A 22,444-nucleotide genomic window follows, 5' to 3' on the forward strand; every position below is an offset into this window, starting at 1 on the left:
ATCTCCTCCCGCTCCGCAGCCACATCCTCAGGCAACAGTAAGGCACGCGCATCCTGATATGTCACGGGAAATGACTACGGAAGTGTGTCAACCTATCCACCGGTAGCGATGTTCCGGACGACCGGCCGTGCCGTACCTTGGACGCAGCTCGGCCCGGCCCGCCGCGCACAGGTGCTCCAGGTAACGGCGGGCGCTGACCCTCGACAGACCGGCGAGCACGGCCGTCTCGGCGGCCGACAGGTCGCCGCCCGCGTCGCGTAACGTGCCGGCCACCAGCGCGCACGTCGCGGGCGACAGCCCTTTGGGCAGCGCGGCGGCCGAGCCGGGGGTGCCGAAGAGCCGGTCCACGTCGTCCTGGCGGGCCTCGGGACCGAGGGCGGTGAGCCGCCTGCGCGTGCCGGCGTAGTGCCGGAGCCGCTCGGCCAGCGCCGCCGACGTGAACGGCTTGATCAGGTAGTTGACCGCGCCGCCGCGCATCGCCTCTCTGACCGTGGGGACGTCGCGGGCCGCGCTGACCACGAGGACGTCCACGTCGTGCAGCGACTTGAGCACCTCCAGCCCGGACATGTCGGGCAGGTAGATGTCGAGCAGCAGGAGGTCGGGCCGGTGCTCGGCCACGGCGGCGAGCGCGCCGGCCCCGCTGTGCGCGGTCGCGACCACCTCGAAGCCGGGCACCCGGGCGACGTAGCCGCCGTGGATGCGCGCCACCATGAAGTCGTCGTCCACGACCACCACGCGCACGTCGCTCATCTCGTCGAAACCCATCTCCCTGAACTCATCTCGCCGAAGCTCATCTGTCGCCGGCGGCGCCCACCGGAAGCGCCTTCGGGACAACCGGCGGCGCCGGAGGCAGCAGCGCCGTGAAGACCGCGCCGTCCGCGTTGCGCGCCTTCACCCAGCCGCCCCTGCGCAGGCACGCCTGCCGGGTCAGCGCCAGGCCGAGGCCGCGCGGCCCCGAACGGGCCGCCTTGGTGGTGAAGCCCTCCCTGAACACCTCTCCGACCAGCTCGGGCGCGATGCCGGGCCCCGAGTCGCACACGCGTACGCGCAGGCCGCCGGCGTCGGCCAGCAGGGACACCTCGATCGTGCCCGGCGCGCCGTCGAGCGCGTCGATCGCGTTGGCGACCAGGTTGCCGACCACCAGCACCGCGTCCTGCGGATCGCCGATCGCGCCTTCCGGCACGGACGTGTCCTCGGCCAGCACCAGCCGGGCGCCGCGCTCGGCCGCCTCGGCCGACTTGGCCACCAGCAACGCCGCCAGCGTCGGATCCTGGACCCGCTCGCGCAGGTCGGTGGCATACGCGCCACGGGTGAGCCGGGTGATGAAGCCGATGGCCTCCTCGTGCTCGCCCAGCTCCAGCAGGCCGACGACCGTGTGCATCCGGTTGGCGAACTCATGAGCCTGGGCGCGCAGCGCCTCGGTCGCGCTGCTGCTGTCGTTGAGCTCGCGGGACAGCCGGACCAGCTCGGTACGGTCGCGAAGGGTGACCACCCAGCCCCGGTGCTGGCCGCGTACGGAGACGGGAGTGCGGTTGAGCACCAGCACCCGGTCGCCGTGCAGCACCACCCGGTCCTCCCCCGGGTCGTCGCCGGCCAGCACGTCGCGCAGCCGGTCGGAGACCGGCATCCGCGTCAGGTCCTCGCCCACGTCGCCGAGCAGCTCGCGGGCCGCGTCGTTGACCAGCGTCACCCGGCCCGCGAGGTCGAGCGCGAGCACGCCCTCCTTGACGCCGTGCAGCACGCCCTCGCGCTGCTCCAGCAGCGCGGCGATCTCGCTAGGCTCCAGCCCGAAGGTCTGCCGCCGGACCCGGGCGGTGATCAGCGCGGCGGCGGCGAGACCGCAGACCAGCACGGCCAGCGCGGTCCAGAGCAGCGGGGGCAGCGCAGCGGCCAGCCTGCCGCTGACGGTGGTCCGCAGGATGCCGACCGAGACCAGGCCGATGACGTCGCCGTACTCGTCGAAGATGGGCGCCTTGCCGCGGACCGTGGTGCCGATCGTGCCCGTCTCGGTGCCGACCCAGCTCCTGCCGGTCGTGAGCACGCTGGTGCCGTCGGTGGACAGGCGCTCGCCGATCAGCGCGGCGTTGGGGTGGGCGTAGCGGGTCTGCTCGCGGTTGGCGATCACCACGTAGTCGGCCCCGGTGGACTCCTGCACGCTCAGCGCGAGCGGCTGCAGCACCTTCTCCGGGTCGCGCAGGTCGAAGGCGTCACGCACCTGCGGGAGCGCCGCCACCGACTGGGCGATCGCCAGCGCGCGCTGCTCGTACAGCGAGTCCAGCTGGTCGCGGGTGTGGTCGGCCCACACGCTCGCGGTGCCCCCGACGGCCAGCAGCACGATCACCATCTGGAGCACGAACAGCTGGGTCCCGAGAGAGGCGCCTCGTACCCGTCTCACGAGGCTCATGCAAACAGCCGGAGGTCACGGCCCGGTCGCGACCAGAACGACCTAAACGACTCCTATCGCGGAAACCTCGACGCCACCCCGAGCACACTTCACGATCCGAATTCCATAACGTGAAATCCCCCCTTGGAGTGATCATGCGTCTGCGCATACTCGCCGCCCTCGCGGCGATCTCCGTCGCCGCGCTGAGCGGCTGCGGCGAGACAGGCGGCAGCGGCGCCAACGCCGGCGCGCTGCGCATCATGGCCCCCGCCGCGCCGGGCGGCGGCTGGGACCAGACCTCCCGTACGGCCGAGCAGGCGCTCAAGTCCGCCGACCCGGGCCGCAAGGTCGAGGTCTACAACGTGCCCGGCGCGGGCGGCACGATCGGCCTGGCCCAGCTGGCGGGCGAGAAGGGCAACGGCAGCCTGCTGATGACCATGGGCCTGGTCATGGTGGGCGCGATCGAGCAGAACAAGTCCACGGTCACCCTGGCCGAGACGACGCCGATCGCCAAGCTGACCGAGGAGTACGAGATCATCGTGGTCCCGGCCGAATCCCCGCTCAAGCAGCTGTCCGACCTGGTCGCGGCCTGGAAGGCGGACCCGGCGAAGGTCTCCGTGGCGGGCGGCTCGGCCGGCGGCACCGACCACATCGTGGCTGGGCTGATGGCCAAGGCCGCGGGCGTGGACCCCAAGCAGGTCAACTACATCGCCCACTCGGGCGGCGGCGAGGCGCTCAACGCGCTGCTCGGCAACAAGGTCACCCTCGGCATCTCGGGCGTCGGCGAGTTCGCCGAGCACGTCAAGTCCGGCAAGCTGCGCGCTCTCGGCGTGACCTCGGGCGAGCGGCTGCCCGACCTCGACGCGCCCACCCTCAAGGAGGGCGGCCTGGACGTGGAGCTGGCCAACTGGCGCGGCTTCGTCGCCCCCGGCGGGCTCAGCGACGCCGACAGGCAGGCGCTCACCGACCTGGTGACCAAGATGCACGACTCGCAGGCCTGGAAGGACGCCGTGGCCAAGAACGGCTGGATCGACTCGTTCCAGACCGGGCAGCAGTTCGCCGACTACCTGGCCGCCGAGCAGACTCGGGTCAAGGGCATCATCGCCGAGATGGGGCTCGTCTCCTGATGTCCGAGTCCGGCAACCCCACGACCGGACCCGCTGAGAAGCGGGCCCGGTGGTGGCGGCCCGAACTGGGGCTGGCCCTCGTGGTGCTCGCCCTCGGCGGGTTCGTCATAGCGGGGACCCTGGAGGTGTCGGCGGCGGCCTCGCGGCTCGGCGTCGGGCCGCGCTTCTTCCCCATGCTGGTCGGCGGCGCGATGATCCTCGTCGGCCTGTGTTACGTGGCCGACGTGCTGCGCGGCGGGCGCGGCGATCCCGAGGAGAGCGAGGACGTCGATCTCGACGTCCCGGCCGACTGGCGGAGCGTCGGCCTGGTCAGCGGGGTCTTCCTGGGCTTCACCGCGGTGCTCGACGCGCTCGGCTGGATCATCGCCGCGAGCCTGCTGTTCTTCGGGCTGTCGGTGGCGCTCGGGGCCGAGCACCGGCTGCGCGCGGCGGGGATCGGGGTGCTGCTGGGGATCAGCACGTACCTGCTGTTCGTCAAGGGGCTGGGCGTCACGCTGCCCGGCGGCGTGCTGCGAGGGGTGATCTAGGTGGAGTCGTTCGAGCTCCTGCTCGGCGGGTTCGCCGAGGCGCTGACGCCGGTCAACCTGCTGTACGCGCTGATCGGCGTCACGCTCGGCACCCTCGTCGGCGTGCTGCCCGGCATCGGCCCCGCCATGACCGTGGCCCTGCTGCTGCCCATCACCTTCACCGTGCCGCCGGCCAGCGCGTTCATCATGTTCGCCGGCATCTACTACGGCGGCATGTACGGCGGCTCCACCACGTCGATCCTGCTCAACACGCCCGGCGAGTCCTCCTCCATGATCACCGCGTTGGAGGGCAACAAGATGGCCAGGCGCGGCCGGGCGGCGCAGGCGCTGGCCACGGCCGCCATCGGCTCGTTCGTCGCGGGCACCATCGCGACCGCGCTGCTGGTCGTGGCGGCGCCCGCGGTGGTGAGCTTCGCCATCGCGTTCGGCCCCGAGGACTACTTCGCGCTGGCGGTCCTGGCGTTCACCGCCGTGTCGTCGGTGCTGTCCCGCTCGGTCGTGCGCGGCCTGGCCTCGCTGGTGCTGGGCCTGGCCATCGGGCTGATCGGCATCGACCAGCAGACGGGACAGGCCCGGCTCACGCTCGGCATCCCCCAACTGCTCGACGGCATCGACGTGGTGATCGTCGCGGTCGGGCTGTTCGCGATGGGCGAGGCGATGTACGTGGCCTCGCGGCTGCGCCACGCGGTCCCCGAGGTGGTGCCCGTCGGACGGGCCTGGATGGGCCGCTCCGACTGGCGGCGGTCGTGGCGGCCGTGGCTGCGCGGCACCGCCCTCGGCTTCCCGTTCGGCGCGCTGCCCGGCGGCGGCGCCGAGATCCCCACCTTCCTGTCGTACGCGGCCGAGAAGCGGCTGGCGCGCGGCGTCGCCCGCGAGGAGTACGGCAAGGGCGCGATCGAGGGCGTCGCCGGGCCGGAGGCCGCCAACAACGCCTCGGCCGCCGGGACCCTGGTGCCGCTGCTCACGCTGGGGCTCCCCACCTCGGCGACGGCCGCGATCCTGCTCGCCGCCTTCCAGCAGTACGGCCTGCAGCCCGGCCCGCAGTTGTTCGACCACAACCCGGCCCTGGTGTGGGGCATGATCGCGTCGCTGTTCGTCGGCAACACGATGCTGCTGGTGCTCAACCTGCCCCTGGCCCCGCTGTGGGCCCGGGTGCTGCGGATCCCACGCCCCTACCTGTACGCCGGGATCGTGCTGTTCGCCGCGCTCGGGGTCTATGCCCTGAACGCGACCGTGGTGGACCTGGTGGTGCTGTACCTGCTCGGGCTGCTGGGGTTCGCGATGCGCCGGTTCGGGCTGCCCATCGCCCCGGCGGTGATCGGCATGATCCTGGGGCCGATGGCCGAGATCCAGCTGCGCCGGGCCCTGGCCATCGGGGCGGGGGACGTGGGCGTACTGGTGCGGAGCCCGGTGGCCGTGGTGCTGCTGGCGCTGTCGCTCCTCGCGCTGCTGACGCCGGTCTTCAGGAGGCTGCTGGCCCGGCGCGCCCCGGCGGCCGTCGCCCACGTGCCCCGGGAGGAGGACTAGCTTCCTGCCGGGGCCGTACGGACCGGCCGGGACTAGCGTCCCGCCGGGGCCGTACGGACCGGTCGCCTCAGACCGCCGCCACCTTCTCGCCGGCGGGAACGCCCCGTGCGGAGCTCCCGACCGCGCGGGGCGCGATCGCCACCCCCACCAGCGTGATGACGAGCGCGGTCGCGAAGACCGCCCAGTAGCCGGAGCCGGCCGCGGTGAACAGCGCGGCCGTGACCGCGACGGCCACCACCGAGAACACCGCCTCCCCCACCTGCAGCGCGGAGCTGTTCACGCCCTCCTCCCCGGGAGCGGACAGTTCGAGGGTGAGGACCGACAGCGTCGGATACACCAGCCCCATCCCGAAGCCCGTCACGATCCACGCCGGGTAGGCCAGGGCGACGGGCACGACGGCGAACGCCAGGCCGCCCATGAGCAGGATGCCCAGCGCGATGGTGGCCGAGCCGAGCCAGAGGTTCGTCCTCCGGCTCCACACCTCGCGCCCCTGCAGCCAGGACGCGAACGACCAGCTGACGCCGCCTCCGGTGAGCGCCAGGCCGGCCACCAGCGGCGACAGCCCCCGGTGCTCGATGAGCATGAGCGGGACCATCACCTCGGCGGCGAAGAACGCACCGGCGGTCAGCCCGCGCAGCCCGACGACCGCGGGCAGGCCCCTGACCGCCCGCAGCGTGCCCTTCGGAAGCAGCCTGGGCAGGGCCACCGCCAGCATGGCGAACCCGGCGATCAGGAGGACGAACCTCCCGCCGCTGCCGTACTGCATGAGGGCCGCGCCGGCGGCGGTGACCGCTCCCCACGCGACCTTGGCCATCAGCCCCGGAGCGGGCGCGCTCCGGCCGCCCTTGACGGGCCGTCCGGCCAGGCCGCGCAGCAGCATCAGCACCGCGATCAGGGTCAGGATCGGCACCAGCAGGAACACCCAGCGCCACCCGAGGGTGTGCAGCACCACGCCCACGATCGCCGGCCCCACCATCGACGGCACCACCCAGGCCGTCGCGAACAGGGAGAACACCCTCGGATGCAGCTCCTCGGGATAGACCCGGGCCACCACCACGTACAACGCCACATTGACCAGCGCCCCGCCGAACCCCTGCACCAGCCGTCCGGCGATCAGCATCTCCATGCTGGTCGCCAGCCCGGCCAGGAGCAGGCCACCGGAGAAGCCCGCCACTCCCGTCCACAGGGGGGCGCTCGGGCCGCGCAGGTCCGCCCACCGGCCGCCCAGCACGGTCCCCACCACCCCGGCGGCCATCGCGCCGCTGAACGCCAGCCCGTAGAGCTCCATCCCGCCGAGCTCCGCCGCCACGACCGGCATCGCGACCGCCACCGCCATGTACTCCAAGGCCACCAGTGACACCAAGGCCACCAGTCCCGCCGTCAACGCCTTCCGATTCATGCAGCCGACGCTAGGGACCGGCCGTACCCCGGCGCCTCCCGCCCTGGTCCTAAGCCCAGCTCAGAAGATCGTCCTAGGACCTCACGACGGCGATGCCCCCGACCCGGCGGGCACCGCCGCCGGTCCGGGCCACCTCGCGGCGAGCGCCGGCGGGCACGCGCAGGGGCCCTGCCACGGAAGTGACAGGGCCCCCAGCGCGACCTCCGTGGCTACTCGGAGACGCCCAGCTTCTCCAGGATCAGCTCGCGGGCCCGGGCGGCGTCGGCCTTGCCGCGGCTGGCCTTCATCACGCCGCCGACCAGCGCGCCCGCCGCGGCGACCTTGCCGGAGCGAACCTTGTCGGCAGCGTCGGCGTTGCCCGCGATGACCTGGTCGACGATCGCGGACAGCTCGCCCTCGTCGTTGACGATCTTGAGCCCGCGCTTCTCGACCACCTCGTCCGGGGCGCCCTCTCCGGCGAGCACGCCTTCGAGCACCTCGCGGGCCAGCTTGTCGTTGAGCGCCCCCGAGGCCACCAGCTCGGTGACCCGGGCGATCTGCGCCGGCGTGATCGGCAGCTCGGCGAGCGCCGAGCCGGACTCGTTGGCGCGGCGGGCCAGCTCACCCATCCACCACTTGCGCGCGTCGGCGGCCGGCGCGCCCGCCGCGACCGTGGCCTCGACCAGGTCGATCGCGTCGGCGTTGTGCATCGCCTCCATGTCGAGCTCGGACAGGCCCCACTCGGCCCGCAGCCGCTTGCGCTTGACCGACGGCAGCTCGGGCAGAGCCGCCTTCAGCTCGGCCACCCAGGCGCGATCGGGCGCGATCGGCACCAGGTCGGGCTCGGGGAAGTAGCGGTAGTCCTGCGCCTCCTCCTTGGACCTGCCGGACGTGGTGCTGCCGGTGTCCTCGTGGAAGTGCCTGGTCTCCTGCACGATCCGGCCGCCGCCGGCCAGAACCGCGGCCTGCCGCTCGATCTCGCTGCGGACCGCCCGCTCGACGCTGCGCAGCGAGTTGACGTTCTTCGTCTCGGTGCGGGTGCCCCACTCGGACGAGCCGCGCGGCATCAGCGAGACGTTGACGTCGCAGCGCAGTGACCCCTCCTCCATGCGCACGTCGGAGACGCCCAGCGAGCGCATGATCTCGCGTAGCTCCGTGACGTACGCCTTGGCCACCTCGGGCGCCAGCCGGTCGGTGCCGGGGATCGGCTTGGTGACGATCTCCACCAGCGGGATGCCGGCGCGGTTGTAGTCGACGATCGAGTAGTCGGCGCCGTGGATGCGGCCGGTCGCGCCGCCCACGTGCGTGGACTTGCCGGTGTCCTCCTCCAGGTGGACCCGCTCGATCTCGATCCGGACGGGCTTGCCGTCGACCTCGATGTCGAGGTAGCCGTCGAAGCACAGCGGCTCGTCGTACTGCGAGATCTGGTAGTTCTTCGGCATGTCCGGATAGAAGTAGTTCTTCCGGGCGAAGCGGCACCACTCGGCGATGGAGCAGTTGAGCGCCAGGCCGATGCGGATCGTCGACTCGATCGCGACGGCGTTGGCCGTCGGCAGCGAGCCGGGCAGCGCCAGGCACGTCGGGCAGACCTGGGTGTTGGGCGGCGCGCCGAACGTCGTCTTGCAGCCGCAGAACATCTTGGACTCGGTGCCCAGCTCGACGTGCGTCTCCAGGCCGAGCACCGGCTCGTACCGATCAAGCGCTTCGTCGTACGGCATGGCCGTCTCGACATTCATGATGAGGTCCTTAGTTCAGATCGTCGCATTCGAAAATATCGCCGCCCGCGCGAAGGCCGGCGCGTCCGGAAGGCTCGGCCTCCCGCTCGCGTCGGCCCCGCCGTTCCTTCCTCGCCCAGAGCGCCTCGCCTAGAGCGCCGGGGCCTTGGACAGCAGGCCACCGCCCCAGCGGCTCTCCAGGGCCTTCTCGACGGCGGCGCCGACCCGGTAGCAGCGGTCGTCGCCCAGGACCGGGGCCATGATCTGCAGGCCGACCGGCAGGCCGTCCTCGTCGGCCAGGCCGCAGGGCACCGAGATGGCGGCGTTGCCGGCCAGGTTGGACGGGATCGTGCACAGGTCGGCGAGGTACATCGCGATCGGGTCGTCGGCCCGCTCGCCGATCGGGAACGCCGTGGTCGGCGTCGTCGGCGACACCAGCGCGTCGACCTGGTGGAAGGCGGCCTCGAACTCACGGGAGATGACCGTGCGCACCTTCTGGGCCTGGCCGTAGTAGGCGTCGTAGTAGCCGCTGGACAGGGCGTAGGTGCCGAGCATGATGCGCCGCTTGACCTCGGGACCGAACCCGGCCGCCCTGGTCAGCGCCATGACCTCCTCGGCGCTGCGGGTGCCGTCGTCGCCGACGCGCAGGCCGTAGCGCATGGCGTCGAAGCGCGCCAGGTTGGAGGAGCACTCCGACGGCGCGATCAGGTAGTAGGCGGGCAGCGCGGTCGCGAACGACGGGCAGGACACCTCGACGACCTTGGCGCCCAGCGACTCGAGCAGCTGCACGACCTCGTGGAAGCGGGCCAGCACGCCCGGCTGGTAGCCCTCGCCGGCGAACTCCTTGACCACGCCGATCCGCATGCCCGCGACGTCGGCCGTGCGGGCCGCCTCGACCACCGAGGGCACCGGCGCGTCGATCGAGGTGGAGTCGAGCGGGTCGTGCCCGGAGAAGGCCTCCTGCAGCAGCGCCGCGTCGAGCACGTTGCGGGCGAACGGCCCGGGCGTGTCGAGCGAGCTGGCGAACGCGATCAGGCCGTAGCGGGACGAGCCTCCGTAGGTCGGCTTCATGCCCACGATGCCGGTGACCGAGGCGGGCTGCCGGATCGAGCCGCCCGTGTCGGTGCCGGTGGACAGCGGCGCCTCGTACGCGGCGACGGCGGCGCTCGAACCGCCCGAGGAGCCGCCGGGCACCCGGGTCAGGTCCCACGGGTTGCGGGTCACGCCGTAGGCGGAGTTTTCGGTGGACGAGCCCATCGCGAACTCGTCGAGGTTGGTCTTGCCGAGGATGACCAGCCCGGCCTCGCGCAGGCGGCCCGTGACGGTGGCGTCGTAGGGCGGCCGCCAGCCTTCGAGGATCTTGGACGCGGCCGTGGTCGGCATGTCGCGGGTGGCGAAGATGTCCTTGTGCGCGACCGGCACGCCGGCCAGCGGGCCGAGCCGCTCGCCCGACCTCAGCCGGTCGTCGACGACCCTGGCCTGGGCGAGCGTGGTCTCGCGGTCGACGTGCAGGAACGCGTTGATCTTGGGCTCGGCCTCGGCCATGCGGTCGAGGTGGGCCTCGGCGACCTCGACGGACGACACCTCGCCGGCGGCGATCAGCGCGCCCAACTCGGCGGCGGTCTTGTGAATCAAGCTCATGCCTCCTCCCCCAGGATGCGCGGCACCCGGAAGCGATCGTCCTCGACGGCCGGAGCGCCGGACAGCGCCTGCTCGGGCGTCAGGGACGGTCGCACCTCGTCGGCGCGGAAGACATTGGTCAGCGGAAGCGCGTGCGACGAAGGCGGCACGTCCTCGGCGGCGACCTCGGCGACCTTCGCGACCGACTCGATGATGGCACCGAGTTGCGTGGCGTAGTGGTCAAGCTCGTCGTCGGTGAGCGCCAGCCTGGACAACCGGGCCAGGTGTGCGACCTCGTCGCGGGTTATGGCGGACATGAGTCGTTGAACCCGTTTTCGTGAATGGAGTTGGGACACTGTCATCCTAGGGGGCTCCCCGGAGCGCCTCCGAACCCTTTAACCACCTGGAAACACCTGCCGTGCCCACCGGTGATGGTCGTCCGGCCCGCCCGCGGTCACCCGTAGAGCTCGTCTAGCCCGATGCCCCGCACGTCCTTCTCCGACCGCAACGCGTCGTCGAAGCCCGCCCCGCTGTAACACGCGAGCACCGTGTCGCGGACGTCGTACCCCTTGGCGGCGAGCAGGTCCCTGGCCCGCCTGAGCCGCGCGCTGTGGCCTTGGCCCATGACCCTGCCCCACTTCGCCTCGCCCAGCGAGATGACGCGCCGGGGCTCACCGGGCATGGCGGGCGCGAACACCACGACGTCCACCTCGATCTGCTCGCGGCGCTCGGGATCGGTGATCACGCCCGCGCCCACCTCGCCGGGAAGTTCGCCGAAGACGTCCTCGGCCTGGGCGAACCGACGGCACAGCTCCTCGAAATGCGGGCCCAGCACCTGGTCTCTGAACCGGCCGCGGGCGTCCTTCCACACCGCGGCGGCCCTGCCGCTCTCCAGCAGCCCCCAACGTGGACGCATCACCACCTGGTGAAAAGTGATCAATGGTTCGCACACGTGATAAACCGAGCGTGAGGGCCGGAAAACGTCCGGCTCCCGGCGCAGCAGGCGGCTGTCCTCCAGCACGTTGAGGTGATGGCCGATGTCGGCGGCCTTACGTCCGATGTAGCCGGCTATCCCGCTCCGCGTGCCGTTGCCGGTCGCGACGGCGGCCAGCACGGAATGGTAGAGGGAAGAGTCGCGCACCTCCGTCTCTTCCTCCAGCAGATAGCGGGCCTCACGGAACAGGGGCGTGCCGGGGTCGAGCACGGTCCGCCGCACCCAGTCATCGAAGTCGTCCAGCCCCTGCGGTGTGTCGTCGCCGACGAACCGGCGGTAGGCCGGAGTGCCACCGACCACGGCATGTGTCTGCACGGCAAGGAGCGGATCGGCTATCCGCCAGTAGTCGGCCGCCAGGCGATAGTCGAACGGGCACACCACGAGCTCCATCGACGCCCGCCCGCGCAGGGGCGCGCTGCCTGCCAGCAGGCCACCCATGACGGACATCGCCGAGCCGCACAACAGCAGGGAGACGGGTGAATCCGTGGCGACCGCCCGGTCGATCTCTCGCTGGATGATCGAAGGCAGGGCCGGCGACGCCTTGGTCAGGTAGGGAAACTCGTCGATCACCACGAGGTCGCGCCGTTCGGCACTGGTCGCGAAGAGCTGCCGCACCGCCTCGTCCCAGCTGCCGAACCGGTAAGGCGCCGCAGGGCCGGCGTGCTCGGTGAGAGCGTCGGAGAACAGCCTCAGCGACTCGGTTTCGGTGGCCTCCGTCGCTCCGAAGTAGAGACCTCCGGTCTGCCTCGCGAGAGCCTCGATCAGAAAGGTCTTGCCCTGCCTGCGTCGCCCGCTCACGACCCCCAGCTGCGGGCGCCGGGCCACGCCGGCGGCGAACCTGGCCAGATGGCGCCATTCGAAGTCTCGGGCGAAGATGCGCTCGGGCTTGGCGATCACGTAGGCCTGCCGGGAGATAGAAGTATACTTCGACGAAGTGTACTCCTATCTTCGCTAGGCGGTCGTGACCTCCGGCCGGTAGCTCAGCTCGATCTCCGGCGTGGTCTCGAAGCGCTCGCGCAGCCACGAGGTGGCCTCGGCGGACGGCATCGGCCGGCCGAACAGCCAGCCCTGGCCCACGTCGCAGCCCATCTCGGCGAGCCGGATGGCGGCCTCGTCGGACTCGACGCCCTCGGCGACCGAGCGCAGGCCGAGCGAACGGACCAGGTCGACGATGGAACGGACGATCCGGTCGTCGTCCTCGGACTCGGTGATGCGGCGGACGAACGACGAGTCGATCTTCACCTCGGAGACGGCCAGCCGCTGGAGCCTGATCAGCGAGGAGTAGCCGGTGCCGAAGTCGTCGAGGGCGAGAGGCACGCCGAGCGCGGCCAGCGCCTTGATCGTCTCGTGGGTGTAGGCCTGGTCGCCCATCAGGATGCGCTCGGTGACCTCCAGCTGGATGGCCGTCGGCGGCAGCCTGAACTTGGCCAGGCCCACCTCCAGCTGCTCGGGCAGCTTCGAGTCGAGCAGGTCGCGGGCCGAGATGTTGACCGAGATCTGCACCCGCAGCCCCGTGTGCCACCAGCGGGCGGCCTGCTCCAGCGCCATCTCGATCACGTAGGCGGTGATCTGGCGCATCAGGTAGGACTGCTCGGCCAGCGGGATGAACTCCGACGGCGCGATCGGGCCCCGGACCGGGTGGCACCAGCGCAGCAGCCCCTCAACCCCGTGGACCACACCGCTGGTCAGGCCCACCTTGGGCTGGTAGTGCAGCTGGAGGTCGCCGCCGTCGACGGCGCGGCGCAGGTCACCGAGAAGGTTGAGCCGCTCGGGTGAGTTGCGGTCCTTGTCCTGCTGGTAGAGCTCCACCCCGGTGCGGCTCTCCTTGGCGAGGTACATGGCCACGTCGGCGCGTTGCAGCAGCAACTCGAAGTCGGGGGCGTGGTCGGGGTAGAGCGCGATGCCGACCGAGCCGTCGAGGTCGAAGGTCATGCCCTCCAGGCGCACCGGCTCGGTCAGCGCAGCGCGCAGCCTCGCCGCCACCTCGCGGGCCGCGTGGGCGTCTCTGATCGAGGGCAGGAGCACCGCGAACTCGTCGCCGCCCAGCCGGGCCACGACGTCGCCCGGCCGTACGGAATGGGTGAGCCGGTGGGCCACCATCTGCAGCAGCCGGTCACCGACCGGATGGCCCATCGTGTCGTTGACCTCCTTGAACCGGTCGAGGTCGAGCAGGAACAGCCCGACGCGCTCGTCATGGCGGGCCTCGGCCAGCGCCTCCTCGGTGCTCACGATGAGCATCTTGCGGTTGGGCAGGCCGGTCAGCTCGTCGTGCAGCGCCTGATGGTCGCGGCGCATGGACAGCGTCGCCGTGAAGTAGACGGCGGCCAGCGGCGCCACGAACAGCGGCACCAGCTCCGGAGAGTCGCTCATCACCACCACGACCAGCGGCGCCAGGCCGAGCAGCGCGGCGTAGACCAGGCTCTGCGGCCCGGCGGTGGACCTGAGCACCCGGGTGATCGAGCGGCGTTCGTGCAGCGCGACGGCCCCGCTCACCAGCGACGCGCGGACGGCGAAGTAGGCGACACCGGCCAGCGCCATCGCCGGCAGGTCGGCCCCGGTGGGCACCCAGGGCTGGACGGGGCTGGGCGCGATGCCGAACAGCCCCAGCACGACCGCGGCGGCGGTCAGCGCGAGCGTCGACTGGGCGACGTTGAACATCACCCGGTGCCACGACTTGCGGGTGAGAACGCCGTTCATCACGACGGCCACCGCCTGCATCAGCACCGCCACCGGCAGGCCGAAGTGCAGGAGCACGGCGAAGGTGAACAACGCCGAAGGGTAGGTGCCGCCCACGAGCGCCGCGGAGGACACCATGACGGGCCTGAGCTCGCCCAGAGCGACCAGGACGGCGAGCACCCAGAACAAGGGGGCACGCGCGAGGTCCATCAGGCTGGCCGGATCCAGTCTCAGCATGGCCACGACCAGGGCGGTGAAGCCGATCACCGTGATGCCCGCGAGGAACGCCCACAGGGGCGTGCCGACGCGTGGTCCTGTGTCGCGGGTGTCGGTTGGGTCAGTCATCGGTAACAGAACCCCCATTGGGTCACTATGGGAGGGTACGACCTTCAGCCCACTTCGCGAAACCAAGCGCGTACGTTCCGTCACTTCTCCTTTCGGACATATGCCCAGAAACAACCCTCTGTAGACAGCATATCGACGCTCTGTACGTGGACGGGTGACTTTCCTCGCATTCGCTGCGAAGCGCCCCAAGACCCCGCACAGCACGGGCGACCCGGCCGAACGGGACGACGGACAACGGGCGACAACGGCGGCGATGACCGCGGCGGCGACCGTGGCGATGACCGGTGCGGCGACCGGCGACCGCGCCCCCGGAACCGGGACCGAGCGCGGAACCGACACCAGACCGGACGGCCGGAACAGGACCGGAGCCCGGCTCAGGCTTCGGGCGGGGCGGCCGCCTGCGAGGCGGCCTCGGGCCCCTCGTTGAGGAGCACCTCGAACCCGGCCTCGTCGAGGATCGGCACTCCCAGGGTCACGGCCTTGTCGTACTTGGAGCCGGCGTTCTCTCCCGCCACCACGAACGAGGTCTTCTTCGAGACCGAGGAGGCGACCTTGCCGCCCCGGCCGGTCAGCGCCTCGGCCGCCTGGTCGCGGGTGTAGCCGGACAGCGTGCCCGTCACCACGAACGTGAGGCCCTCAAGGGTCTGGGGCCCCTTGGCCGGGGCGGGCTCGTCCTCCATCCGCACGCCGGCCGCCCGCCAGCGGGCGATGATCTCGCGGTGCCAGTCGACGGCGAACCACTCGCGGATCGTCGCGGCCACCCGGGGCCCGATGCCCTCGACGGCCGCCAGCTCCTCCTCGGAGGCGTTCATGATCGTGTCGATCGAGCGCATGGCGTCGGCCAGGGCTCGGGCCGTCGGCGGGCCGATGTGCCGGATGGACAGGGCCACCAGGACGCGCCAGAGCGGCACCTCCCTGGCCTCGCGCAGCTCCTGCATGAGGCCGAGGGCGTTCTGCGAGGGCTGGCCGTTGAGGTTAGAGAAGAAGGAGACGACCTTCTGCTCGCCCGTCTTCGGGTCGATCTTGGGCAGGCCGGTGTCCATGTCGCGGACCACCGACCTGATCGGGATGAGCTGGTCGAGGGTCAGGTCGAACAGGTCGGCCTCGGTGCGCACGACGGGCTCCTGCGGCGGGAGCGGCTGGGTGAGCGCGGTGGCCGCGACGTAGCCGAGGCCGGCGATGTCGAGCGCGTAGCGCCCGGCCGCGAAGTAGAGACGCTCGCGGATCTGCGCCGGGCAGCCGCGGGCGTTGGGGCAGCGCAGGTCGGCGTCGCCCTCCTTCTCGTAGGCCAGCTCCGTGCCGCACTCGGGACAGTGGGTCGGCATGACGAACTCGCGCTCGGAGCCGTCGCGCAGCGGCGTGACGGGCCCGACGATCTCCGGGATGACGTCGCCCGCCTTGCGCAGCACGACCGTGTCGCCGATCAGCACGCCCTTCTTGACCACGACGGCGGCGTTGTGCAGGGTGGCCCGCTCGACCGTCGAGCCGGCGACGGACACGGCCTCCAGCACCGCGTACGGCGTGACCCGGCCGGTGCGGCCGACGCCCACCTGGATGTCGAGCAGCTTGGTGTTGACCTCTTCGGGCGGATATTTGTAGGCGATCGCCCAGCGCGGAGCCCGCGAGGTGGAGCCGAGCTCGCGCTGCGTGCGGAAGTCGTCGACCTTGACCACCACGCCGTCGATCTCGTAAGGCGGATCGTGGCGGTGCACCCGGTAGTGCTCGATGAAGTCCTTGACCTCGGTCAGGTCGCCGACCACCCGGTAGAGGTCGCTGACCGGCAGACCGAACTCGCGCAGCCGCTCGTAGACCTCCGACTGCGCGCGTGGCTCGGTCGCGCCCTCCCAGACGCCGACGCCGTGCACGATCATGCGCAGCGGGCGCTGAGCGGTGATGCGCGGATCCTTCTGCCGCAGGGTGCCGGCGGCGGAGTTGCGCGGGTTGGCGAAGGGCGCCTTGCCCTGCTCGACCAGCTGCTCGTTGAGCTTCTTGAAGTCCTCGACCGGGATGTAGACCTCGCCGCGCACCTCGACCAGGCTCGGGATGTCGTCACCGCGCAACCGGTGGGGCACGCCCTTGATGGTGCGGACGTTGGGCGTCACGTCGTCACCCGTGCGGCCGTCGCCCCTGGTCGCGGCGCGCTCCAGCCGGCCGCCGCGATAGACGATCGCGATCGCCAGGCCGTCGATCTTGAGCTCGACCAGGTAGGGGCCGGGATCGCCCTCGGCGAGCCGCTCGGCCCGGACCTGCCAGCCGGCCATGTCGGCCTCGTTGAACGCGTTGTCGAGGCTCTCCATCCGGGCCAGGTGGTCGACCTTGGCGAACTCGCCCGCGACCGGCGCCCCCACCTTCTGCGTCGGCGAGTCGGGCGTCTGGAGCGACGGATGCGCCTCCTCCAGCGCCAGCAACTCGTGGAACCAGGCGTCGAACTGCGCGTCGCTGACCGTCGGCTGGTCGAGCACGTAGTAGCGCCAGCGAGCGTCCTCGACCAGCTCGCTCAACTCGGCATGCCGCTTCAGCGCGGTCACCGGGACGCCCTCGACGCTTGGCTCGCTCACCCGGGTCTCCTTCCTTCGCACACCCTGAGAGAACGCTATCGCCGAGCACCGACAAGAACACCCCTGGTGGCGGCGTACGGAAGAAGGAGTTTCGGTCAGCCGCCCCGGGCCCAGACCCCCTCCCAGGACGAGCAGGCGCCGGTGATCTGGTCGGAGGTGCCGCGGCACACCCTGCCCTCGATCGAGACCACGTATCCCACCCCGACGGAGAACGCCGCCGGCTTGCTTTCGGAGCAGTTGCCGTAGGTCTTGGCCCCCTTGCTCCCGTCGTCCTTGACCCAGCGCAACTGCAGCCACGAGCAGCCCGCCCGCCCCGGCAGGTCGTACAGCTTGCCGTTGACGACGAACCCCGGCCGGTCCTGGACGACCTTGCCCCTCGCCAGACCGGCCCGGTCGGCGGAGCGGATCGAGCCCCAGCTCCAGACCACGGGGTTGGCCGCGGCCACGGCCGGAACGGGAGCCGAGGCGCGGGCCTCGGCGGGAGCGGCGACCGACACGGACCCGACGAGCAGGGTGACGACCGCCCCTGAAGTGCGAAGACTCATGTGAGGAGGCTACTCATCCGGCCTGCCGCTCGCCCGCGACTCGCCCTTCGGCAGGGTCGTCTCTGAGCACGTGGGCGGCCTTCCGGCAGGCGGCCAGGGCGGCCCTGGCGTAGCGCGGCGAGGCTCCGGCCAGCCCGCAGGCCGGGGTGAGCACGACCTGCTCGGTGAGGCGTTCGGGCGCGAACCCGAGCCGCCGCCACAGCTCCAGCGCCGGCTTGGCGACGACGCCCACGTCCGGCAGGCGGGTGTCGGTGCCCGGCACCACGCCCAGGAACAGCAGCAGCCCCGCCTCCAGAGCCTCGCCCACGGCGTCCTCGTCCCTGCGCCGCAGCAGCGAGGCGTCCACCGAGACACCACGCACCCCGCTCGTACGGAGCAGGTCGTAGGGCACCGACGGCGCGCAGCAGTGCACGATCGGGTCGGGGAACAGGCGCAGCGACTCCGCCACCCGCCACTCCTCGACGGCGGCCAGCCGGCCGAAGCCCGACGCGGTCGGCACGGTCCCGGCCAGCACGCCCGGCAGGCCGGGCTCGTCGAGCTGCAGCACGATCTCGGTGACGCCGGGCAGCCGCCTGCGCACCTCGTCGACGTGCTCGCGCACCCCCTGCTCCAGCGAGGCGATCAGATCGCGGACCGCTCCCTGGTCGGAGAGCATCTTGTCGCCGTGGCGCAGCTCGATGCCGGCCGCCAGCGTCCACGGGCCGCACACCTGCAGCTTGAGCGGGCCGGTGTAGGCGTGGCCGGCCTCCTCAAGCCCGTCGAGGTCGCGCCGGAGGTGGTCGGCGGCCCGCTGGTGATCGCGACCGGGCCGGTCGGCCAGCCGCCAGCCGGACGGCTGCACCTCCGCGTACAGATCCACGAGCAGCGCCGCCGTCCTGCCCACCAGGTCGGCCCCGACGCCCCTCCCAGGCAGCTCCGGAAGGTACGGCAGCCCCGGCACCTCGCCGAACACCAGCCGAGCGGCCTCGAGATGATCCTGCCCCGGGTGCGAACCGACCCCGGTGGCCTCCCACGTCAACATGGGTCAAGCGTAGGCTCTCCAAGATGAAGCTCACGAAGTACGGCCACGCGTGCGTGCGGCTGGAGAAGGATGACAAGGTCCTGGTGCTCGACCCCGGGGCGTTCAGTGACGGCCCCGTGCTCGACGGCGCCGACGCGGTGCTCATCACCCACGAGCACTTCGACCACGTCGACGTCGAGCGCCTGAGGTCGGCTCCGGCCGGCCTGGAGGTGTGGACCTGCGAGGCGGTCGCCGCCCAGCTGGCCGGTGTTCCGGCCAAGATCCAGGTGGTGGAGCACGGCGACGAGTTCGAGGCGGCCGGGTTCGCGGTCCGGGTCTACGGCGAGTGGCACGCCAAGAACCACCCCGACATGTCCATCGTGCAGAACATCGGGTTCATGTTCGACGACGAGGTCTTCTACCCTGGCGACGCGCTCACGGTGCCCGACCGGAGAGTGCCGACGCTCCTGGTGCCCACCAACGCGCCATGGCTGAAGCTGCTGGAGATGGTCGACTATCTCCGTACGATCCGCCCGGGCAGGGCCTTCTCCACTCATGACGGGCTGCTGAACGACATCGGGCTGTCGCTCGTCGACACCTGGCTCAAGCTCGAGTCCGACCACCAGCGCGCCGACATGCGCAGGCTGGCCGTCGGCGACTCGATCACCCTGACCTGACGCCGGTCAGGCGGCGTGGGCGATCGTGGCGGAGCCGATGACGGTCGAGCCCGAGTAGAGCACCGCCGCCTGCCCCGCGGCCACCCCGGTGGCGGGCCGGTCGAGCTCGATGCGCAGCTCCCCGCCCGCCTCCTCGAACCGGCACCCGTAGACCTCGCCGTGGGCGCGCAACTGCACGGTGAGGTCGTCGAGGACGGACGGCCCGTTCCACACCGGACGCAGGCAGGTGATGGAGGTGACCTCCAGCGCCGAGCGGGGCCCGACGGTGACCGTGTTGGACACCGGCTCGATCGACAGCACGTAGCGCGGCCGGCCGTCGGCGGCGGGCCGGTCGATGCGCAGGCCCTTGCGCTGGCCGACGGTGAACCCGTGGGCTCCCTGGTGGCTGCCGACGACCTCGCCGGACTCGTCGAGGATGCGCCCCTCGGCCGAGCCGAGCCGTCCGGCCAGGAAGCCGCGTGTGTCGCCGTCGGCGATGAAGCAGATGTCGTGGCTGTCGGGCTTGTCGGCCACGGTCAGGCCACGACGGGCGGCCTCCTCGCGCACCTCGGCCTTGGTCGAGTCGCCCAGCGGGAAGAGCGCGTGGCTGAGCTGCTCGCGGGTGAGCACGCCCAGCACGTAGGACTGGTCCTTGCCCGGGTCGACGCTCCTGGACAGGGCGCCGTCGAGCAGCCTGGCGTGGTGGCCGGTCGCCACGGCGTCGAACCCGAGCGCCAGGGCGCGGTCGAGCACCGCCGCGAACTTGATCTTCTCGTTGCACCGCAGGCACGGGTTGGGCGTGCGGCCGGCGGCGTATTCGGCGACGAAGTCCTCGATCACGTCGCGCTGGAAGCGCTCGGCCATGTCCCAGATGTAGAAGGGGATGCCGATCACGTCCGCGGCGCGCCGCGCGTCTCGCGAGTCTTCGACGGTGCAGCAGCCCCGGGCCCCGGTGCGGTGGGATTGGGGGTTGGCCGACAGGGCCAGATGCACGCCGGTGACGTCGTGGCCGGCCTCGGCGACGCGGGCAGCGGCCACGGCTGAGTCGACGCCGCCCGACATGGCGGCAAGCACACGCATTCCCATGACCATTCCAGAGTACTGTCCCGTTCGGGTGCGCTTCGCGCGGCGGCCCGCCGGGGCACGTGGGGGCTCCGGATCTGGAAGGATTCCTGGTTATGCGACTGTTCGGGCGCAAGGCAGAAAACACACCGGCCGGAGAGCCGGACAACGGCATCGCGGGCTTCTGGACCTGGTGGCAGGAGGCCAGACCGCGGCTCGACTCGATGGTGGCCGCCGGCGACACCGACGGGTTGGCGGAGTGGCTCGCTCCGGCGGTGAGCGCGGTCCATCCGGACCTCGTCTGGGAGGTGGCTCCCGGCAGGAACGCGGCGCACGCGCTGGTGGTGACCGCCGCCGGCGACGCCGAGCTGCGTTCCCTGGCCCACCGCTGGGCCAGGGCGGCGCCGCCCGCCGACCTGCTGTGGGAGTTCCACCCGTCGCGGCAGGCCAACGCGAGAGCGCTGGAGCTCACGCTCGACGTGGGGGGTCACTCGTTCGGTCTGGACGGGCTCGTACTGGGCCTGCGGGTGCCGAGGAGCACACCTCGGGTCGACGTGGCCGCCTACCATCCGATCTTCGGCGAGCTCGGCGCCGACGACCGGATGGAGGCCACGCTGCTCGCGCTCGACTGGCTGCTCGGCGAGGACGACGTGGCCCGCTGGGTCGGGGAGATCACCCCGGCCACGTTCGAGCCGATCGACTCCGTCGCCGCGACGCACCTGCCGGCGGTGGTCGCCGACCTGGCCTCGGGCTACGGCGAGGAGCAGTGGGCGTTGCTGGAGGGCCAGACGGCCGGCGGCGCGCCGCTCATCGCCACCACCCGCTATCCGCTGCGTCCGGTCGACTACCCGTTGTTCGACCAGCACATCGCGATCACGCTGCCCTACTCCCACCGCGACGAGAACGGCCTGCCCGTCGGCGAGTCGCTGACCGCGCTCCGCGACTTCGAGGAACGGCTCGCCACCCGGCTGCTCAAGCTGCGTGACGACGCCGTGCTGGCCGCCCACCTGAGCGCCGAGGGCCATCGGATCATCCACGTGTACGCCGATCCGACCGGAGACGCCGCCCTGCACGCCAAGGAGCTGATCGTGAGCTGGGAGGAGGGCGAGCCACGCGTGGACGTGGCGGCCGACCCCGCCTGGACCGCGGTGGTGCCGTTCGTCAGCTGAGCCCGGCCCGGCGGGCCCGCTCGACGACCGCCGGCAGCACCTCGATGAGGCGGTCGACGTCGTCGCGGGTCGAGGTGTGGCCGAGCGTGAACCTGAGCGAGCCCCTGGCCGCGGCCGCCTCGGCGCCCATGGCCAGCAGCACGTGTGACGGCTGCGCCACCCCGGCGGAGCAGGCGGAGCCGGTCGAGCACTCCACGCCCTTGGCGTCGAGCAGCATGAGCAGTGCGTCGCCCTCGCAGCCGGGGAAGGAGAAGTGGGCGTTGCCGGGCAGCCGGTCGACCGGGTCGCCGTTGAGCACCACGCCGGGCACGGCCTGGCGTACGCGTTGGATGAGCTCGTCGCGCAGGGTCGCCAGGCGGCGGCCCTGCTCCTCCTGCTCCTTGACGGCGACGCGCACCGCGGCGGCCAGCCCGGCGATGGCGGGCGCGTCGAGCGTGCCGGAGCGCACGTCGCGCTCCTGACCGCCGCCGTGCTGCACGGAGACCGGGGTCAGGCCCCTGGCCAGCAGCAGCGCCCCCACCCCCATCGGGCCGCCGATCTTGTGGCCGGTCACGGTGAGCGCGTCGGCGCCCGAGTCGGCGAACGACACCGGGAGCTGGCCGACCGCCTGCACCGCGTCGGAGTGGAACGGGATGCCGTGCTCGTGCGCGACCGCCGCCAGGGCGTGCACCGGCTGGACGGTGCCGACCTCGTTGTTGGCCCACATGACGCTGACCATGGCGACGCCGCCGGGGTCGGCCTCGATGGCCGCGCGCAGCGTGTCGGGATGCACCCGGCCGAGCTCGTCGACCTCCAGCAGCTCGACCCGCGCGCCCTGACCGTCGGCCAGCCAGTGGGCGGGGTCGAGCGTGGCGTGGTGCTCGATGGAGCTGATCAGCAGGCGCGCGCGGGGCGCGCGCGCCCAGTAGAGGCCCTTGACAGCGAGGTTGTCGGCCTCGGTGCCGCCCGAGGTGAACACCACCTCGCTGGGCCGGGCGCCGAGCGCGTCGGCGATGGTCTCGCGAGCCTCTTCGACGACTCTGCGCACCTGCCGCCCCGCCGCGTGCAGCGAGGACGCGTTGCCGACCCGTCCGAGTTGCTCCGTCATGGCCTCGATCGCCTCGGGAAGCATGGGCGTGGTCGCCGCGTGATCAAGATAGGCCGACGGTCTGCTCACGTGGTC

The 22,444-nt window shown here is 71.8% G+C and carries 18 protein-coding genes; 5 read left to right on the forward strand and 13 right to left on the reverse strand.

The window, feature by feature from the left end:
• Positions 1-87: 87 nt before the first annotated feature.
• A complete protein-coding gene (locus tag AC5L3X_RS05395) occupies positions 88-765 on the reverse strand; it encodes a response regulator (protein ID WP_494855472.1) in 678 nt (225 codons plus the stop codon).
• A 25-nt stretch (positions 766-790) separates the two neighbouring features.
• Positions 791-2,404 carry an ATP-binding protein gene (locus tag AC5L3X_RS05400; protein ID WP_494855474.1) on the reverse strand — a complete coding sequence of 538 codons (1,614 nt, stop codon included), beginning with the start codon at positions 2,402-2,404 and terminating at the stop codon, positions 791-793.
• A 134-nt stretch (positions 2,405-2,538) separates the two neighbouring features.
• On the opposite strand from AC5L3X_RS05400, the gene AC5L3X_RS05405 reads away from it, so the two are divergent.
• From AC5L3X_RS05405 to AC5L3X_RS05415, 3 genes are read left to right on the forward strand one after another with little or no spacing between them, the layout of a single operon-like run.
• Positions 2,539-3,510: a tripartite tricarboxylate transporter substrate binding protein gene (locus AC5L3X_RS05405; RefSeq protein WP_494855475.1), complete on the forward strand. Its 972-nt coding sequence runs from the start codon at positions 2,539-2,541 to the stop codon at positions 3,508-3,510.
• The gene (locus AC5L3X_RS05410; RefSeq protein ID WP_494855476.1) at positions 3,510-4,037 is read left to right on the forward strand and encodes a tripartite tricarboxylate transporter TctB family protein; all 528 of its coding nucleotides are present in this window, start codon (positions 3,510-3,512) and stop codon (positions 4,035-4,037) included. The genes AC5L3X_RS05405 and AC5L3X_RS05410 overlap by 1 nt, the downstream gene beginning before the upstream one ends.
• Positions 4,038-5,564, forward strand: coding sequence for a tripartite tricarboxylate transporter permease (locus AC5L3X_RS05415; protein ID WP_189123313.1), 1,527 nt, complete (start codon positions 4,038-4,040; stop codon positions 5,562-5,564).
• Positions 5,565-5,631: 67 nt separating this feature from the next.
• On the opposite strand, the gene AC5L3X_RS05420 is transcribed toward AC5L3X_RS05415, so the two are convergent.
• The 9 genes from AC5L3X_RS05420 to AC5L3X_RS05460 form a co-directional block, all read right to left on the reverse strand.
• Positions 5,632-6,963 carry an MFS transporter gene (locus AC5L3X_RS05420; protein WP_494855477.1) on the reverse strand — a complete coding sequence of 444 codons (1,332 nt, stop codon included), beginning with the start codon at positions 6,961-6,963 and terminating at the stop codon, positions 5,632-5,634.
• A gap of 209 nt (positions 6,964-7,172) precedes the next feature.
• Positions 7,173-8,678: an Asp-tRNA(Asn)/Glu-tRNA(Gln) amidotransferase subunit GatB gene (gene gatB / locus AC5L3X_RS05425; RefSeq protein ID WP_494855478.1), complete on the reverse strand. Its 1,506-nt coding sequence runs from the start codon at positions 8,676-8,678 to the stop codon at positions 7,173-7,175.
• Between the two features lie 129 nt (positions 8,679-8,807).
• Positions 8,808-10,298 (reverse strand): Asp-tRNA(Asn)/Glu-tRNA(Gln) amidotransferase subunit GatA, encoded by a 1,491-nt coding sequence (gene gatA / locus AC5L3X_RS05430; RefSeq protein WP_189123311.1) that lies wholly within the window; start codon positions 10,296-10,298, stop codon positions 8,808-8,810.
• On the reverse strand, positions 10,295-10,594 hold the full coding sequence (gene gatC / locus AC5L3X_RS05435; protein WP_189123310.1) for an Asp-tRNA(Asn)/Glu-tRNA(Gln) amidotransferase subunit GatC: 300 nt from the start codon (positions 10,592-10,594) through the stop codon (positions 10,295-10,297). The genes gatA and gatC overlap by 4 nt, the downstream gene beginning before the upstream one ends.
• Before the next feature lie 137 nt (positions 10,595-10,731).
• A complete protein-coding gene (locus tag AC5L3X_RS05440; RefSeq protein WP_494855480.1) occupies positions 10,732-12,168 on the reverse strand; it encodes an AAA family ATPase in 1,437 nt (478 codons plus the stop codon).
• A 54-nt stretch (positions 12,169-12,222) separates the two neighbouring features.
• Positions 12,223-14,292: a putative bifunctional diguanylate cyclase/phosphodiesterase gene (locus tag AC5L3X_RS05445; RefSeq protein WP_494855482.1), complete on the reverse strand. Its 2,070-nt coding sequence runs from the start codon at positions 14,290-14,292 to the stop codon at positions 12,223-12,225.
• 374 nt (positions 14,293-14,666) lie between these two features.
• Complete coding sequence (ligA, locus tag AC5L3X_RS05450) at positions 14,667-16,850, reverse strand: NAD-dependent DNA ligase LigA (protein WP_494855483.1); 2,184 nt, start codon at positions 16,848-16,850, stop codon at positions 14,667-14,669.
• A gap of 95 nt (positions 16,851-16,945) precedes the next feature.
• Positions 16,946-17,395: a hypothetical protein gene (locus AC5L3X_RS05455; protein WP_494855484.1), complete on the reverse strand. Its 450-nt coding sequence runs from the start codon at positions 17,393-17,395 to the stop codon at positions 16,946-16,948.
• Between the two features lie 13 nt (positions 17,396-17,408).
• The gene (locus tag AC5L3X_RS05460; protein WP_494855485.1) at positions 17,409-18,416 is read right to left on the reverse strand and encodes a methionine synthase; all 1,008 of its coding nucleotides are present in this window, start codon (positions 18,414-18,416) and stop codon (positions 17,409-17,411) included.
• A gap of 23 nt (positions 18,417-18,439) precedes the next feature.
• Between AC5L3X_RS05460 and AC5L3X_RS05465 the strand changes: the two genes are divergently transcribed.
• On the forward strand, positions 18,440-19,072 hold the full coding sequence (locus AC5L3X_RS05465) for an MBL fold metallo-hydrolase (RefSeq protein WP_189123305.1): 633 nt from the start codon (positions 18,440-18,442) through the stop codon (positions 19,070-19,072).
• A 6-nt stretch (positions 19,073-19,078) separates the two neighbouring features.
• Here the strand turns inward: AC5L3X_RS05465 and mnmA are convergent, their stop codons facing one another.
• Positions 19,079-20,137, reverse strand: a complete 1,059-nt coding sequence (gene mnmA, locus AC5L3X_RS05470) for a tRNA 2-thiouridine(34) synthase MnmA (RefSeq protein WP_494855486.1) — start codon at positions 20,135-20,137, stop codon at positions 19,079-19,081.
• Positions 20,138-20,229: 92 nt separating this feature from the next.
• On the opposite strand from mnmA, the gene AC5L3X_RS05475 reads away from it, so the two are divergent.
• Entirely contained in the window at positions 20,230-21,282 is a 1,053-nt protein-coding gene (locus AC5L3X_RS05475) for a DUF695 domain-containing protein (protein WP_494855487.1), read from the forward strand.
• On the opposite strand, the gene AC5L3X_RS05480 is transcribed toward AC5L3X_RS05475, so the two are convergent.
• Complete coding sequence (locus AC5L3X_RS05480) at positions 21,275-22,438, reverse strand: cysteine desulfurase family protein (protein WP_494855488.1); 1,164 nt, start codon at positions 22,436-22,438, stop codon at positions 21,275-21,277. The two genes, AC5L3X_RS05475 and AC5L3X_RS05480, sit on opposite strands and share 8 nt — an antisense overlap.
• Between the last annotated feature and the right edge of the window lie 6 nt (positions 22,439-22,444).

The sequence above is a fragment of the Nonomuraea sp. CX421 genome, from assembly GCF_059358955.1.